Genomic DNA, 16,404 nt, shown 5'->3' on the forward strand with positions numbered 1-16,404 from the left:
ATAAAAAGTAAACAAACTCATTTTCAGGCACAGCAATGACTGACTATTTTCTTTTATTTGTTGGAACCGTATTGGTTAACAATTTCGTCTTGGTGAAATTCCTCGGCTTATGCCCTTTTATGGGCGTATCTAAAAAGCTGGAAACTGCCATCGGGATGGGATTTGCAACAACATTCGTTATGACACTGGCCTCTGTATGTTCATGGCTGGTGAATACCTTTATTTTGTTACCACTGGACTTAATCTATTTGCGTACCCTGAGCTTTATTCTTGTCATTGCGGTTGTGGTGCAATTCACAGAGCTTGTTGTACGCAAAACCAGCCCGACGTTATACCGGTTATTGGGTATTTTCCTGCCGTTGATTACGACTAATTGTGCTGTACTTGGTGTGGCGTTGCTGAATATCAATCAATCACACGATTTTTTACAATCCGCTATTTATGGTTTCGGTGCTGCCGCGGGTTTCTCTCTCGTTATGGTACTGTTTGCCGCGATTCGTGAACGTCTGGCTGTTGCCGATGTACCCGCCCCTTTCAAAGGGTCATCTATTGGTCTTGTCACTGCGGGTTTAATGTCCTTGGCTTTTATGGGTTTTAGTGGTTTGGTGAAGTTCTGATGACATCATTATGGATTGCTATTGGTGCACTCAGTGCACTAGGGTTAATTTTTGGGTTAATTCTGGGGTTTGCTGCCCGCCGTTTTCAGGTGGAAGAGGACCCCATTGTTGAAAATATTGATGATATTTTGCCGCAAAGCCAGTGTGGGCAATGTGGTTACCCTGGCTGTCGCCCTTATGCTGAGGCCATAGCAAATAATGGTGAGATGATTAACAAATGTGCACCCGGTGGCGAACAAGCCATGCTGAAAATTTCAGAGCTGCTCGGTGTTGATCCACAACCATTGGATGGTGATGCAAGCATACAAAACCCCGCTCGCAAAATCGCATTTATTGATGAAGAGAATTGCATTGGCTGCACCAAATGTATTCAAGCCTGTCCGGTAGACGCTATTGTCGGTGCTACGCGTGCCATGCATACCGTTGTTGAAGATTTATGTACCGGTTGTGATCTGTGCGTTGCGCCTTGCCCAACCGACTGTATTACGATGATCCCTGTAGCCACCACCACTGCTAACTGGAAATGGGATTTAAAAACCATCCCGGTTAGAAATATTACTGTTCAGCCATCGTACGCCACTTCCGCCAACAGTATCCCGGTTAAAAATATTGAGGCTGAACATCATGTTTAATTTACTGAATTTACTCAATAAAAACAAAATCTGGGATTTTACTGGTGGAATTCATCCACCTGAAATGAAGCTGCAATCCAGCCAGGCTCCTTTGCGCATTGCGCCACTGCCGGAAGAGTTAATCATCCCATTGCAACAACATTTGGGGACGGAAGGCGAGTTGCTGGTTAAAGTGGGTGATAAGGTGCTTAAAGGCCAACCTTTGACATTTGGCACTGGTCGTACTGTACCGGTTCATGCATCAACTTCCGGCACCATCATTGCCATTGAACCATGTATTACAGCGCACCCATCCGGGTTGAAAGAGTTATGTGTTCGTTTATGCCCTGACGGTGCCGATCAATGGTGTACACGTATTCAGACACCTGATTATCAATCATTGGATACAGAGACGATACTGAACCGAATCCATCAAGCAGGTATCGCAGGTTTAGGTGGAGCTGGCTTTCCGACCGCAGCCAAACTACAAAATGGCCGTCATGGCCTTAAGACACTGATCATTAACGCAGCAGAATGCGAGCCTTATATCACCGCTGATGACCGCCTGATGCAGGAACATGCCGACGAACTTATCGAGGGCATTCGTATTCTGGAACATCTGCTTAAACCAGCGCAGATCCTGATTGGTATCGAAGATAATAAGCCAGAAGCAATAAAAGAACTTAAAACCGCCCTAAAAGGTGATAAATCGATTATCGTCCGGGTTATCCCGACCAAATATCCTTCTGGCGGCGCTAAACAACTGACCAAGATCCTAACAGGTAAAGAGGTTCCATCCGGTGGCCGTTCCTCTGCTATCGGAGTGCTGATGCAGAACGTCGGCACAGTGGTTGCAATCAAGCGTGCCATTATCGATGGAGAACCTTTGATTGAGCGAGTCGTTACGCTTACTGGCGAAGCAGTCACCTCACCGGGTAACTTTTGGGCTCGACTCGGTACTCCGGTACAATTTCTTCTCCAGTTAGCCGGGTTTGAACCACAATCAGAACAAATGGTCATTATGGGCGGCCCTTTAATGGGATTCACTCTACCTGACCTCAACGTACCTATCGTTAAGATCAGTAACTGTATTCTGGCACCATCCCATCAGGAAATAGATTCAAATACAGTGGAAGAGGCTTGTATTCGTTGTGGATTATGTGTGGAAGCCTGCCCTGCCCGTTTATTACCGCAACAACTCTACTGGTTCAGTCGTGGACAAGAGCACGAAAAGGCTAGAGATCACAATCTATTCGACTGTATTGAGTGCGGTGCCTGTGCTTATGTCTGCCCAAGCAATATTCCTCTGGTGCAATATTATCGCCAGGAGAAAGCTGAAATTCGGGCCTTGGATCAGGAAAACCGCCGTTCGACGGAAGCCAAAATTCGTTTCGAAGCTAAGCAAGCCCGTATGGAACGAGAAAAACTGGCCCGTGAAGAACGACACAAAAAATCGGCCGTTCAAGTTGATAGTAAAGATAAAAGTACCGTACAAGATGCGCTTTCCCGCGTGAAGGAAAAACAGGCTGATGCAGGTAAAGTTGTTGCTATAGAACCGGGGCAAATGCCTGATAATTCCGCAGTAATAGCGGCTCGTCAGGCAAGAAAAGAACAGCTTCGCGCTCGTCAAGCGGAGAAACAAGCCGCTGAAAATATTAATATTGCTCCATCTGAACCAACAAATGCAGAAGATCCACGCAAAGCCGCATTAGCAGCAGCGATTGCCAGAGCTAAGGCGAAGAAAGCAGCTCAAAGTCAAGAAGTAGTACCATCACTGGAAGCGAAAGAACCAGAAACCACCGCTAGTGAAAAACAAGACACTCGTAAAGATGCCGTCGCGGCTGCTATTGCCCGTGTTAAAGCTAAAAAAGTTCAGACTCAGCAATTAACTGAAAATCAGGCAGAGACACCGCCTGCGGAGGAAACTGATCCGCGTAAAGCCGCCGTCGCGGCTGCTATTGCCCGTGTTAAAGCCAAGAAAATTCAGGCTCAGCAATTAACTGAAAATCAGGCAGAGACACCGCCTGCGGAAGAAACTGATCCACGTAAAGCCGCCGTCGCGGCTGCGATTGCTCGTGTTAAAGCTAAGAAAGCCCAGACTCAGCAATTAACTGAAAATCAGGCAGAAATACCGCCTGCGGAAGAAACTGATCCGCATAAAGTCGCCGTCGCGGCCGCAATTGCCCGTGTTAAAGCTAAGAAAGCCCAGACTCAGCAATTAACTGAAAATCAGGCAGAGACACCGCCTGCGGAAGAAACTGATCCGCATAAAGTCGCCGTCGCGGCCGCGATTGCCCGTGTTAAAGCCAAGAAAGTTCAGGCTCAGCAATTAACTGAAACTCAGGCAGAAATACCGCCTGCGGAAGAAACTGATCCACGTAAAGCGGCGATCGCTGCTGCTATAGCCAGGGTTAAGGCCAAAAAAGGCGCTCAGGAACAACAGAAAATTTCAATAGAATAGTGATTGTTATAAATGAAATTCAGACCCGTTCAGACTGACAACAAAATGTTAAAGGTCGCAAGTTCACCTTTTACACACAATCAGCAAAGTACCAGCCGCATTATGCTGTGGGTTGTGCTGGCAGCAATACCCGGTATTACGGTACAAACTTACTTCTTTAGTTACGGTACCTTGTTCCAGCTCCTGCTTGCGGTGATTACCGCCCTGCTTGCGGAATCATTTGCTCTGTCTTTACGTAAACAGGCAATTATGCCTCGTTTGCAGGACAATTCTGCATTACTGACCGGTTTACTTTTAGGGATAAGTCTTCCACCATTGGCTCCTTGGTGGCTAATTGTATTGGGAACTGTTTTTGCAGTAGTTATTGCCAAACATTTATATGGCGGTCTTGGTCAAAATCCATTCAACCCGGCAATGGTCGGTTATGTCGTACTGCTCATATCATTCCCAGTGCAAATGACCAGTTGGTTGCCTCCTATGGATTTACTGGCAACACAAATTACACCACTAGACTGCCTGATGGTGATCTTCACCGGCCATACCCCCGATGGAACAACATTACAGCAGTTGCAACAAGGTTTCGATGGGATTAGCCAAGCCACACCGCTGGATAGTTTCAAAACCGGTTTATTGACTCACAATATTGATGACGTTCTTCGCCAACCTATACTACAAGGATCTCTGGCGGGTATTGGCTGGCAGTGGGTCAACATCGCTTATCTTGTTGGTGGGCTGATTCTACTGAATAGAAAAGTGATAACCTGGCAAATTCCGGTGGCATTTATCCTGGTATTAGGCTTATGTGCGCTTACAAGCTGGCTGATTGATCCAACCCGTTATTCGCCGCCATTATTACAACTGTTTTCCGGTGCTACCATGCTAGGCGCATTCTTTATTGCAACCGATCCCGTCAGTGCTTCCACAACACCTAAAGGTCGTTTGATTTTTGGTGCCATGATTGGCCTGTTAGTCTGGGTTATCCGTGTTTATGGTGGTTATCCTGATGCAATAGCGTTTGCGGTCCTATTGGCGAATATCACCGTGCCACTCATTGACCATTACACCCAACCCCGCGTTTACGGGCATAAATAAGGAGCCGTTATGTTAGAAACCATGCGACGTCACGGCATCACACTCGCCATTTTTGCTGCAATTACCACAGGGCTGACGGCTATCGTGAATTCACTCACCAAAAGTACTATCGCAGAACAGGCCGCATTACAGCACAAATCGCTGCTTGATCAGGTTATTCCACCAGCCCTGTACGACAACGACATACAAAACGAATGCTATCTAGTCAATGCGGATGCTCTGGGTAATAACTTACCTCATCGTCTCTATTTGGCGCGTAAAAATGGTCAGCCTGTAGCAGCCGCACTGGAAAGTACTGCACCGGATGGTTATTCCGGTGCTATTCAATTACTGATTGGCGCTAATTTCTCAGGAAAAGTGCTTGGTGTACGGGTTACAGAACATCATGAAACCCCAGGACTGGGGGATAAAATTGAAACCCGGATTTCAGACTGGATTAATGTATTCTCAGGGAAAACCATCACATCAAATCATGACCGGCACTGGGCGGTGAAAAAAGATGGCGGTGAGTTTGATCAATTTACCGGTGCCACTATTACCCCACGCGCCGTGGTAAACTCCGTCAAACGGACCGCACTTTATTTACAGACTATACCTGAACATCTCTCGTCTCTAGAATCCTGTGGAGAAAAATCATGAGTGAAACCAAAAACTTATTTATCCAAGGGCTATGGAAAAATAACTCCGCGTTAGTACAACTGCTAGGATTGTGCCCACTGTTAGCCGTCTCTTCCACTGCAACCAATGCGCTCGGCTTAGGGTTGGCAACGACACTGGTTCTAGTCTGTACCAACATTGCGGTTTCCAGCTTGCGTCGTTGGGTACCCAATGAGATTCGTATTCCAATTTATGTTATGATCATCGCTTCGGTTGTAAGTACTGTCCAGATGTTGATTAACGCCTATGCTTTTGGCCTGTATGAATCATTAGGGATTTTCATTCCACTGATTGTAACTAACTGTATTGTCATCGGTCGTGCTGAAGCCTACGCCGCGAAAAACCCAATCATGCCTTCTGCGATTGATGGCTTAGCTATGGGATTAGGAGCCACTTTTGCGCTGTTTGTTCTCGGTGCTATTAGAGAAGTTCTCGGCAATGGAACCCTATTTGATGGTGCTGATTTACTTTTGGGTAATTGGGCTAAGGTATTACGAATAGAAATCGTTCATATGGATTCCCCTTTCCTGTTAGCGATTTTACCACCTGGTGCTTTTATCGGTTTGGGATTAATGCTGGCAGCGAAATATCTTATTGATGAAAAAATGAAAACCAGAGCAATAAAAGAAAAAAGCAGTGCAATAACCATGTCGCAAGGATCGGAGAGTTCTATTTGATATGAACAAACAGAAACGTATCGAAATTTTAACGCGCTTACGGGATAACAACCCAAAGCCAACAACTGAATTAGTTTTCACAACACCATTTGAGTTACTTATTTCAGTATTGCTTTCAGCGCAAGCGACAGATGTGAGTGTTAATAAAGCCACGGCAAAACTCTATCCAGTGGCAAATACCCCTCAGACAATTCTGAATCTGGGTGTAGATGGGTTGAAAGAGTATATAAAAACAATCGGTCTCTATAACACCAAAGCAGAAAACACAATTAAAACCTGCCGAATATTGCTAGAAAAACATGCTGGCGAAGTTCCCGAAGATCGTGCTGCATTGGAAGCATTGCCGGGTGTTGGCCGCAAGACGGCCAATGTGGTATTAAACACCGCTTTCGGCTGGCCAACTATTGCGGTCGATACCCATATTTTTCGCGTTTGTAACCGTACTCAATTCGCGCCCGGTAAAAATGTCGATGAAGTCGAAAATAAATTACTGCAAGTCGTCCCGGCCGAATTTAAAGTTGATTGTCATCATTGGCTTATTTTACACGGTCGTTATACCTGCATAGCCCGTAAACCTCGTTGTGGTTCCTGTATTATTGAAGATCTATGCGAATTTAAAGAAAAAATTTACCCTGAGTAACTATTGTAATTTTCATTGCAATTTCCACACTGTTTTACGCTATTTTGCAGATGTTGCTTGCTCGACACCGCCAATTCGCGTAAAACTATTATTCCAAAAAACTATCTGATAATAACCCTCTAACTTTCTCCGCGGATATTATGTTTCAAAACAACCCGCTGCTTGCACAGCTAAAACAGCAACTTCACTCCCAAACACTTCGAGTAGAAGGTTTGGTCAAAGGTACCGAAAAAGGATTCGGATTCTTAGAAGTCGATGGGCAAAAAAGCTATTTCATTCCTCCCCCACACATGAAAAAAGTTATGCATGGCGATCGAGTGACTGCCGCTATTCATACTGACAAAGAAAGAGAGATTGCCGAACCAGAAACATTAGTCGAACCGTTTCTAAATCGCTTCGTTGGCCGTATCCAGAAAAAAGAAAATGATAATCGTTTATGGATCATTCCTGATCACCCACTGCTAAAAGATGCTATCCCTTGCCGACCGGCCAATCAAGTCACTCATCCATTTCAGCATGGTGATTGGGCTGTCGCTGAAATGCGCCATCATCCACTGAAAGGCAGTCGTGGTTTTCATGCGGAAATTACCGGCTATATTACTGAGAGTAGCGATCACTACGCCCCTTGGTGGGTAACGCTAACTCGCCATAATCTGGAACGTGATGCTCCCGCTATGACTGCCGATTGCCAGATGAACGATGGCGATCTTGAGCGCATTGACTTAACATCGCTGGATTTTGTCACTATCGACAGTGCAACCACGGAAGATATGGACGATGCGTTACATATCGCTAAGCAAGATGATGGCAGCCTGAAACTCAGTATCGCTATCGCTGATCCAACAGCTTATATTGCAGCTAACAGCGAACTGGACCAAATCGCCCATCAACGTGCTTTCACTAACTACCTGCCGGGTTTTAATATCCCCATGTTGCCGCGCGACCTGTCAGAGAATTTATGCTCTCTGCGCCCTAACGCCCGCCGCCCGGCATTAGTTTGTCAAGTTTCGATTCTGGAAGATGGTCAACTGGGTGATGATATTGCGTTTTTCTCTACCTGGGTTGAATCAAAAGCTAAATTGGTTTACGACGAAGTTTCTGACTGGCTGGAAGAAACAGGGACTTGGGAACCTGCTTCTGAAGCGATTAAGACTCAAATCACTCTCCTGAAAGAAATGAGTGAACGCCGCAATCAATGGCGTCATCAAAACGCGCTTATTTTCAAAGATCGTCCTGATTACCGCTTCATTCTCGATGATAACGGTTACGTACTGGATATCGTGGTAGAACAACGCCGTACAGCCAACCGTATTGTTGAAGAAGCAATGATTACTTCCAACCTATGCGCTGCAAAAATCCTGCGCGATAAATTAGGTTTTGGTATTTACAATGTTCATATGGGTTTTGAGCCACTGCAAATTGAGCAAGTGGTTGAATTACTGAAAGAAAATGGTATCGATGCCAATACAGAAGAGTTGTTGACCTTAAACGGCTTCTGCAAATTACGCCGTGAATTGGATAAACAGCCAACACAATTCCTTGATAGCCGCATTCGTCGTTTTCAAACTTTCGCAGAAATTAAACCTGAACCAGGTCCTCATTTTGGTCTCGGTTTTGATGCTTACGCCACCTGGACATCACCGATCCGTAAATATAGCGACATGATTAACCATCGCTTACTGAAAGCAATTATTCAAAAAACGGATGTGAAACAACCCTCAGAAGAAACCTGTTTGCAACTGGCTGAACGTCGCAGACTGAATCGTATGGCCGAACGTGATGTAGGAGATTGGCTATATGCCCGCTTCCTGCAATCACATGCAGGAACAGAACAACGATTTACCGCGGAAATTATTGATATTACCCGTGGCGGTTTACGTGTTCGTCTGGTAGATAACGGTGCAGTGGCCTTTATACCGGCACCATTCCTGCATGCCGTGCGTGATGAACTACAATGTAGCCAAGAGACCGGCACAGTGATTATCAAAGGTGAAACCGCTTACCAATTGAACGACATTATTGATGTTCGTATTGAGGAAGTCAGAATGGAAACCCGTAATATTGTCGCCCGCCCTGTGGCCTGACTTTTCTCATAACACCTTCCCTGCGTCAAACTACAGCGATTAAGCTGTAGTTTGTATTTAAAAAATTAGCTATTAGAAAAATTAAGAATATTCTCTCAACGTGGAAAGACAGTCAGAGTGCCGTGATTAAGATTAACGGTATAGGTATTATAATTGTTGGAGAAAGCGCTGATAAATTAATTGAATCTAGCATTGCTATTTAATCAATTATATATCCTTGGTGGAATATAAAATCATTAAAATAATGATTCCAATTAAATAGAAAATGCAGCCATAACGAGAGGTTTATAAATGCTTAAAAATGACATTCATGAAAAAGCAATTAAAAATTTGTATTCCAGCGAAAAAATTCCTCAATAAAATAAAACCACTCTACTGAATATGATGAAACTCATATAGAAAGAAAACTAATAGATTTAAAGGTTTCACCAAAGAGGAAATAAAACTGTCATATGAGTTTGATATGCTAAATGAGTCTATGATGGAACCAAACCGAACGTCATATGCGTAAATTTAATGAAATACCCAAGGAGCATTTTGAGTTCTTTCTCAGAGAATATGAGTGGAGATTTAGCACACTAGGAATAGAAAACCAATTACACATTTTGAAACAAATAGTTAAAGAAAAAATCTAATCGTTATCTAGGATAACCCTTTAAAATATATATAATTATGCCGTAGGGGAAAATTATTGCATTAGATATAGTCACTCAGTATGCTATTTATTTCAAAAGTATTTCTTACTTAAAACTAACTAATAGGTAGGTGATAATATGGAACATGAATATAAAGAAAAGCAAAAAAGACGCTCATCACAGTCAAAGAATGCGACTCATCATGAAAGCGATTCATTAGAATTAAATGCAGCGCCAAAAAACAGGCGCTCAGGTCATATCATGAATGGGCGTACTTCCGTAAATCATAATGAATTACCTGCTGACACTCAGCTATCTCAGATAGCAATGTTGGGTAGCCATGATGCAGGTACCTATGCTTATAGTAGAAAAAGAAATGGAATGTTCAGTAGTTTAGGAGCGCTATTTCCCTCTGCATTTAAAACCCAAAATAAGAGTTTGAGAGAGCAGGCAGAAGCGGGGACAAAATACTTCGATATTCGCGTAGCGCGGAACAAAGATGGCTCATTCAGCTTTTTTCACGGCCCTAGTGTTGCGGCCGGGGATGCTATTACCGATGTTAAGGAATTATTAAGTCACGCAGCAGGAGATATCAATAATTTTTATCTCATTAAATTTGTATTTAAAGGAGAAGGTAAGAAAAAGAATACCGCTTCTGGAACGTCGGATTCAGATATATTTTTAGAACGTGTACTCGAAGATCACCGTAATAATCTTATTACCCGTAGTGATACACCGAGTTTAAGCGAAGCAACGGTTGATTTATTGAGCAAAGGAAAGAACATCGGGATTATGGTACATGGTTATGACGGAGTTGAGTCACATTGGGCCTACAAAGAACAAGTTCACACAAAGTGGGCTAATCGAGCGAACGCAGAGGGTACAGCCAAGTTCCTTAGTGAGTTTCATGCAAATCCCGCACCTGAAGGTAAACTTAATGTTATGCAGACAAACATCCCAGTGGCTTCTATTGGACGTAGACAATTTACTTCAGGGGTAAAAAGTTACCTATCTAGAAATAATGCCGTTTTAGCCGATGCTGTTGAGAAAATCCCTCATGCGGGAATAATCAGTGCGGATTATATCGGTGACACTCATAGTGCAACCTCAGGATTTATAGAGACGATTGAATCACATAATCGACGCCTAATGAAGACAGACTAATTAAGGTAAGAAAATTGAGTATGAAAAAAACAGCCTGATATATCTCTTTCCCCGCTCTCTAATTAGAGGCTTGCAGAGCGGGATATATACCCTATGGATTTCAAGATGCATCGCGGCGACTTGACGCAAATCCAACATAACTCCTCGGCAACTTGATGCCGGTGGGCATCAGATGTCACTACCAACGGGACAAAGCTTGCACTGGAACCAGCGAGGTGAATTGCAACAAGTCACTACGATCAACCGTGACGATAATAGTGATAATAGTAATTTTTCCAAATACACGGCTGCATGCCAATCAATACGTTTAATTAGCATCATCCTTTCATGGTGATAACATTTCCCTTTCTACTTCTTTACAAATATTTACTATTCCTACTGTTTACTACTCATCATAGAGTAACTTTAATAAACATCCCGTATTAGCTACAGAAGTCTTTTAGCCTATTTCGCAACAGAGAATCTGGTTTATATTTAACCATTTTATAAAAAACTATAAATAAATATTTATATATAGTTATATTAATAAATAATTTTATTATGTTATTAATTGATATTTGATATTAACCCAGATCAACTATAATCACCCTGCCTTACAATTGTGACTTTAAAATCAGAAAATAATATTTTTATATGAACAGTCATTTCTGTAAATCAGATGGATGCGGTAGCTATATAGCTAAGTAAATAATAAATTTAATCAACCTGGAGGATTATATGTCACATTTTGAATATGATATCGTAGATAAAAACGATGCCTATCAATCAATAGAAAATGAATATATTGTAGTTAATGGAGAACGGTGGAAATATAAATCCGAAGATGACAAAACTAGTGATAAGACCTTTGTTTCCCTATTAAAAGGCAATCAAGACTATCCAACCTTGATAACCTCTGATATTAAAGAAGTGAGTCTATATATCATAGAAAATTTATTTTCTTATAATAAATACTCAACTAAATTACAACAAACTTTGAAACAAGCTGTGAATGCCGTTTTCAATGAATATTCAGAAATAAAATATTCTGAGTTACTGAATAACATTAATAATATATTCAACCTTTTCTTTATAAAAAATTACAATAGCGCTGATATCGATACAGCAATCAATATCTTAATATCAAAAATAGAAATTCATGAAAAAATAAGAAACATAAATAAGGATAAAGCCGATTTAAATCAAACTAAAGTCGATATATGGCAGGAACTGGGTATTAATGCCGAAGAACCTTTACTGAAAATATATCGTCAGGCATTCTCTACCGGGGAGATAGATGATGAGGTCTATTCAGATGCATTGCTAACTTTTATATCAGATGACAATGTATCGCTAAGTGATAAAGAAAAGTCAGATTATAACCAACGAATCAAAGATAAAGAAGATCTTTTCAAATCCTATAAAAAAGGCATTGAAAAGGTGAATGATTTTATTTCCGCTAATAATATTCATCCAGGCATTCCGGTTATTCATCCAGAAACAAATCAAAGTATCAGTATTGGAGATGACATACTATTATCTCTACTAGCCAAAGAAGAGATAGCATTAAAAAAACAACATCGTACCGAGTATAGCCAAAAAGATATTTTTGAACTGCAAGCTTTACAAGCTGCTAAGTATCATTTATTGGTCTTATCTTCATTAGGAACCATATTATATCAGGTTGTCCCTAAAGTCGGAAAAATGACTCAAGGTTATGGTGATTATCGCGATATCCTTTTTGCCCAAGATCAGGCTGAATTATTATTTAAAAAACATAATATTCACTATGATACTGATCATGTGCTTTCCCAAGAATCAAAACATATTGAAATGGAAGGCTGTATTATTTTAACCGCAGCGATCATTTATCGAATGAGAAAAGAGAATGCTAATGTGGAGCAAGCATTTAAGTATTCTACATTAGAAACAATAAAATTATTTGAAAATGACAAACAAAAACTTAATCCTTTCAATAAAAGCAACATAAAGCCAGCCGGATATTTTTCTTTTATCGATTTCAAAAAGAGAGATAAATTTGATTCACAATATAATTTTAATGAGCAATTTAATGTTTATAAAAACAAATACAGTCATTATGAATCCATTTTACTTAGTAAATTAATACTTTCATCTCCGGCGGCGCAATTAACTGCCGAAGAGATTGTTAATCCACCAGAAGAAGCTTTTCTCTATTCAGTCGAACAGGGTATGGGAAATGTCGCCATGATAAAAATGTATCAGGGTAATTGGTTGGTGGTCTCAACAATACAAGGCGGAGTGAAAGCAAGAAAATATTCCCAACAGCAAGTTGATAGCCAACCCACTTTACGTGCTATGTCCAGACCCAATGCACTATTTTTAATTGAGCGAAAAATTATGATAGGCATCGGAATATTTATGGAAAATCAGATAGTCAATACAGGAAAAAGGCTGTTTCCGATTGGTTATGAACGAGCCAAAACCTTGAGTGGTTTCTCAGAAACAAGCAGATATAAATATTCTTACGACGCATTTTGGAATGATTATTACGGCATAACTTCAGGAATGAATGTAGGAATTAGCTTCACAGATTCCCCTAAATTTAATTTTTATAAAGAAGAGAACTTACTTTCTGTTACCACAAAGATAATACAGCAAGGTTTAAACGATATTGCAATAAAAAGTAAACAAGCGCTAGATATTACTTCCGGGTGGCATATAGCAGCAACTATCCTTATTCCTTTCTATAATGTTATCTATAAAGCAACAACTGATAGTGAATATGAATTAACTGGAGAAGATATTGGCTCAATTGTCTTTGATACAGCAAATGTGCTGTTAGTTATTGCTACCTTAGGTATGTCATTGACTGAATCAATGGCGGCAAAAGTCACACAGACCACATTACGCCTCAGACAAGCCGGTCTGACCGGAAGAGCTTTAATTACAGCGGTTATCAGAACATTACCAGAGCATGGCATAATCACTTTACGCCAATCTTCCAGCATTCTGCTCGGCGGATTAATTGATTTAATCGAACCTTTACCCATTAGATCAACACTGACCTTAACTTACCGAGGAGTCGTCAGCGCAGTAGGTGCGATAAAAAATAGCATTAAACTTGAGAAAAGTTTCGCTGATATTTTTAGCAAGAGTACCAAAGGGCTTGGCAAACTTAAAAATGAATGGAAAGTCAGTAATATTTCACTCGATGAGATGGTACCTCATACAAATGAGGGAATATATAAAGGGATTTATTCAATACGCCCCGCTAATATGGAAACAGCAATTAAACAAAACTACTATATCAAGGAATATGGTGCTAATTATCAAGTCAAATGGGATGAAGCAAACCATACTTGGCGCGTAGCTAATCCGGCTTATCCGGAACAATTTAGCTATTGGCCTGCGGTGAAATTAGATAAAAATGGACATTGGGTTACTCATACCGATATATCCAATAAATTTCTTATCCTGGAACAAAGTAAAAAAATAGATCAGGAACTTGAAGCAGCACACAATAATATTAATAACGATAAAATATTGGATGCATTTATTCATATCAATACCGCATTCAAAAATTATGAAAAATATGATATCGATAAACTATCAAACATTACTGACACATTAAGCCATTTCTTGGAAAAATCCCTAAAATTTGGCAATAAAGAAGCCCTACTCAATACAGAGATAGTGAATATCCAACAAGCTTGGATACGTGAAGTCACGTTACCATTACAAAACAATCTATTACAAAACAACCTAAGTATTTCGGCTGAAAAAATTAATGCTATCAAAACCGAACTGCCTGATTTATTAAGGGAAATCTATCCCATCGGAAATCAATTACCTAATGCATCAGCAATCAATAAAATTGCCTTTGCCATTGAAGAAATACCTAACACACCGATGCCAAAGTATTCTTCTGGTAATATCCAAAAAACAATACAATACACATCGGTAGAGGGTAACCGTGTAGATATTCCTCCTGTCGGGATAACAATAACAGGTAATGATCTATTTATTAATCAAGTCACTCACGTACTAGATGAAATAAGTGAAATCCCATCCGGAAATATCGTTATTCAGGAACTTGAAAAACAGGGTTTAAATATCCAACCACCGATGATGGATGCCATTGTACGCGAAAAAGATGGTCAATTTTATGCTCATAATAGCACCGGTAACAGTATTGCCTTTGATCCAGAGAATCACTTGATTGGCACAGAAGAGAAACTTATCGAGGAGCCCTGGCGTTCCCGTGAACCGGCAGTCGCTTTATATCACGAGATGCTACATGTCTATTATAATCGTTACCCAACATGGTTTACTTCTATCGATAATAAAATAATTGATCAAAAAGTCAGTGGGGGTTTATCTTTGCTAGAAGAATCACGTATTGTAGGAACAAAATATTACGCCAACGATAAAAATACATTATTTGATTTCAGTAATTCCGACTATTTATTGGAAAATAACTCAGCCTTATTGACAGAAAATAGATTCAGAGCAGAATATGCCATATTCAAAGGTGAAAGAGAGTACGTTATTCAACCTTATTATGGTAAAGGCGATAGTCAAATTCCATTGACAAGCATCAGAATAAATATAAATGAATCACCTCGCAATGTTATGGGTGTAGGTAGTGGAAAACCTGAAAAAATGCCCGGTGAATCAGCTACTGATTACCGTAACAGAGTGAAGGAATGGCGAAAAGTTAATAAAAAACCAGGGATGGATATAGATATTGGATCAGGTGATATTAGAAAAACAAAAGCTCAATCCAGAATTGGGTTTTTACAAAAAGAATATCCTCAGTTTGAACCGCAAAAAATTGAGCTTGGTGGTGCATTCGAATTATGGACAGTACCTAACGAACCGGCGAATAGATTAATGCTGAGTTCTCATGGATATTTCTTCTCTGATAGTGCAGCGACGCAAGTCCCCGCTGGGAAAACAATCCAGTTTCTCGGTCCTCACGGTCAGACATTATTGGAAGCACCAGAAAATCCATTAAACTCCCCTTTTGATGTCACATTGGGTAATAGTGGCTTGACGATACAACCTTATGCAACGATAGAATCAGGTAATAAAGCTGGTTCGGCTAGTGTGAAAATAGGTGATAAAACGTTTACTGTGAATGATATTAAAAATATGGCTGCCGATGATATTGAAAATTATCTACTAGCCACTGGAGTAGAAGCCAATACAATCAATCATGGCAAGGTAAGAAATTACGGTATTAAATATTATGAGAAAATGCCTGATGAGGAAGTTAAGGCCGCAGTATGGAAAAATAGAGCAGACAGTACGAATATCAATAAATATGACGCACTATTGGTCAGCCCGGAAGCTGGAAATCGTAAAAAATTGTCCGATATTTTTACCCTGCTGAGAACCGACGAGAGGATGGCAAAATATGATGAAATAACCTTTGTTTCCTGTCGTGAAGAATTGAACAGAATAAATATGAAATCAGTACACGATACCGGCCTTGGCGGTGGTTATGAACCTAAACTACAACCAACGGTGATTCTTTCTCGTTCAAAACGTTCGGCGACTCTCACTCCCGATGGAGCAATAATTTATTCAGTTATTGCAGTAAATCTGCATCATAATTTCGTAACAGAAAAAATCATTGGTATCGCCCCTTTCCTGTTTATGGATAATTAAAAGGTCTTTTTGTATTACTTGAAACACTAAATTGAGGCGAGAGATGTTTTCTCGCCTCAGGATACTGACAAATCTTTGCACTTGGTATGGGAATCCAGCCTTACTCCTCGCACCGTGAGGAGTAAGAAAAAG

11 protein-coding genes and 1 pseudogene are annotated in these 16,404 nt (G+C 40.8%); all 12 read left to right on the forward strand.

The genetic code is table 11. The features are described 5' to 3' along the window. Positions 1-35: 35 nt before the first annotated feature. The 12 genes and pseudogenes from rsxA (at position 36) to EAE91_RS07715 (ending at position 16,272) form a co-directional block, all read left to right on the forward strand. Positions 36-617 carry an electron transport complex subunit RsxA gene (rsxA, locus tag EAE91_RS07660; protein ID WP_214087957.1) on the forward strand — a complete coding sequence of 194 codons (582 nt, stop codon included), beginning with the start codon at positions 36-38 and terminating at the stop codon, positions 615-617. Further along, entirely contained in the window at positions 617-1,249 is a 633-nt protein-coding gene (gene rsxB, locus EAE91_RS07665) for an electron transport complex subunit RsxB (RefSeq protein WP_214087958.1), read from the forward strand. Before rsxA ends, rsxB begins: the two co-directional genes overlap by 1 nt. After that, positions 1,242-3,689, forward strand: coding sequence for an electron transport complex subunit RsxC (gene rsxC, locus EAE91_RS07670; RefSeq protein WP_214087959.1), 2,448 nt, complete (start codon positions 1,242-1,244; stop codon positions 3,687-3,689). Before rsxB ends, rsxC begins: the two co-directional genes overlap by 8 nt. A gap of 12 nt (positions 3,690-3,701) precedes the next feature. After that, on the forward strand, positions 3,702-4,781 hold the full coding sequence (rsxD, locus tag EAE91_RS07675) for an electron transport complex subunit RsxD (RefSeq protein WP_214087960.1): 1,080 nt from the start codon (positions 3,702-3,704) through the stop codon (positions 4,779-4,781). A 9-nt stretch (positions 4,782-4,790) separates the two neighbouring features. Beyond that, positions 4,791-5,420 (forward strand): electron transport complex subunit RsxG, encoded by a 630-nt coding sequence (gene rsxG, locus EAE91_RS07680; RefSeq protein WP_214087961.1) that lies wholly within the window; start codon positions 4,791-4,793, stop codon positions 5,418-5,420. Further along, positions 5,417-6,115 carry an electron transport complex subunit E gene (locus tag EAE91_RS07685; protein WP_214087962.1) on the forward strand — a complete coding sequence of 233 codons (699 nt, stop codon included), beginning with the start codon at positions 5,417-5,419 and terminating at the stop codon, positions 6,113-6,115. Before rsxG ends, EAE91_RS07685 begins: the two co-directional genes overlap by 4 nt. A gap of 1 nt (position 6,116) precedes the next feature. Then, positions 6,117-6,755 (forward strand): endonuclease III, encoded by a 639-nt coding sequence (gene nth / locus EAE91_RS07690; RefSeq protein WP_214087963.1) that lies wholly within the window; start codon positions 6,117-6,119, stop codon positions 6,753-6,755. A gap of 140 nt (positions 6,756-6,895) precedes the next feature. Further along, positions 6,896-8,839 (forward strand): exoribonuclease II, encoded by a 1,944-nt coding sequence (locus EAE91_RS07695; protein WP_214087964.1) that lies wholly within the window; start codon positions 6,896-6,898, stop codon positions 8,837-8,839. A 482-nt stretch (positions 8,840-9,321) separates the two neighbouring features. Further along, positions 9,322-9,474 (forward strand): annotated as a pseudogene (locus tag EAE91_RS07700) (IS1595 family transposase); the annotation flags it as partial. A gap of 138 nt (positions 9,475-9,612) precedes the next feature. Beyond that, positions 9,613-10,638, forward strand: a complete 1,026-nt coding sequence (locus EAE91_RS07705; protein ID WP_214087965.1) for a PI-PLC domain-containing protein — start codon at positions 9,613-9,615, stop codon at positions 10,636-10,638. Positions 10,639-10,810: 172 nt separating this feature from the next. Next, a complete protein-coding gene (locus EAE91_RS07710; RefSeq protein WP_214087966.1) occupies positions 10,811-10,972 on the forward strand; it encodes a hypothetical protein in 162 nt (53 codons plus the stop codon). A 383-nt stretch (positions 10,973-11,355) separates the two neighbouring features. Beyond that, positions 11,356-16,272 carry a putative adhesin gene (locus EAE91_RS07715; RefSeq protein ID WP_214087967.1) on the forward strand — a complete coding sequence of 1,639 codons (4,917 nt, stop codon included), beginning with the start codon at positions 11,356-11,358 and terminating at the stop codon, positions 16,270-16,272. Positions 16,273-16,404: the final 132 nt, after the last annotated feature.

This window comes from Photorhabdus noenieputensis (genome assembly GCF_018448935.1).
Taxonomy (GTDB): Bacteria; Pseudomonadota; Gammaproteobacteria; order Enterobacterales; family Enterobacteriaceae; genus Photorhabdus; species Photorhabdus noenieputensis.

Coding starts and splice junctions, on each gene's coding strand:
- EAE91_RS07685 (WP_214087962.1), top strand. CDS start 5,417: ATGAGTGAAACCAAAAACTTATTTATCCAAGGGCTATGGAAAAATAAC.
- EAE91_RS07710 (WP_214087966.1), top strand. CDS start 10,811: ATGTCACTACCAACGGGACAAAGCTTGCACTGGAACCAGCGAGGTGAA.
- rsxG (WP_214087961.1), top strand. CDS start 4,791: ATGTTAGAAACCATGCGACGTCACGGCATCACACTCGCCATTTTTGCT.
- EAE91_RS07715 (WP_214087967.1), top strand. CDS start 11,356: ATGTCACATTTTGAATATGATATCGTAGATAAAAACGATGCCTATCAA.
- nth (WP_214087963.1), top strand. CDS start 6,117: ATGAACAAACAGAAACGTATCGAAATTTTAACGCGCTTACGGGATAAC.
- rsxB (WP_214087958.1), top strand. CDS start 617: ATGACATCATTATGGATTGCTATTGGTGCACTCAGTGCACTAGGGTTA.
- rsxA (WP_214087957.1), top strand. CDS start 36: ATGACTGACTATTTTCTTTTATTTGTTGGAACCGTATTGGTTAACAAT.
- EAE91_RS07695 (WP_214087964.1), top strand. CDS start 6,896: ATGTTTCAAAACAACCCGCTGCTTGCACAGCTAAAACAGCAACTTCAC.
- EAE91_RS07705 (WP_214087965.1), top strand. CDS start 9,613: ATGGAACATGAATATAAAGAAAAGCAAAAAAGACGCTCATCACAGTCA.
- rsxC (WP_214087959.1), top strand. CDS start 1,242: ATGTTTAATTTACTGAATTTACTCAATAAAAACAAAATCTGGGATTTT.
- rsxD (WP_214087960.1), top strand. CDS start 3,702: ATGAAATTCAGACCCGTTCAGACTGACAACAAAATGTTAAAGGTCGCA.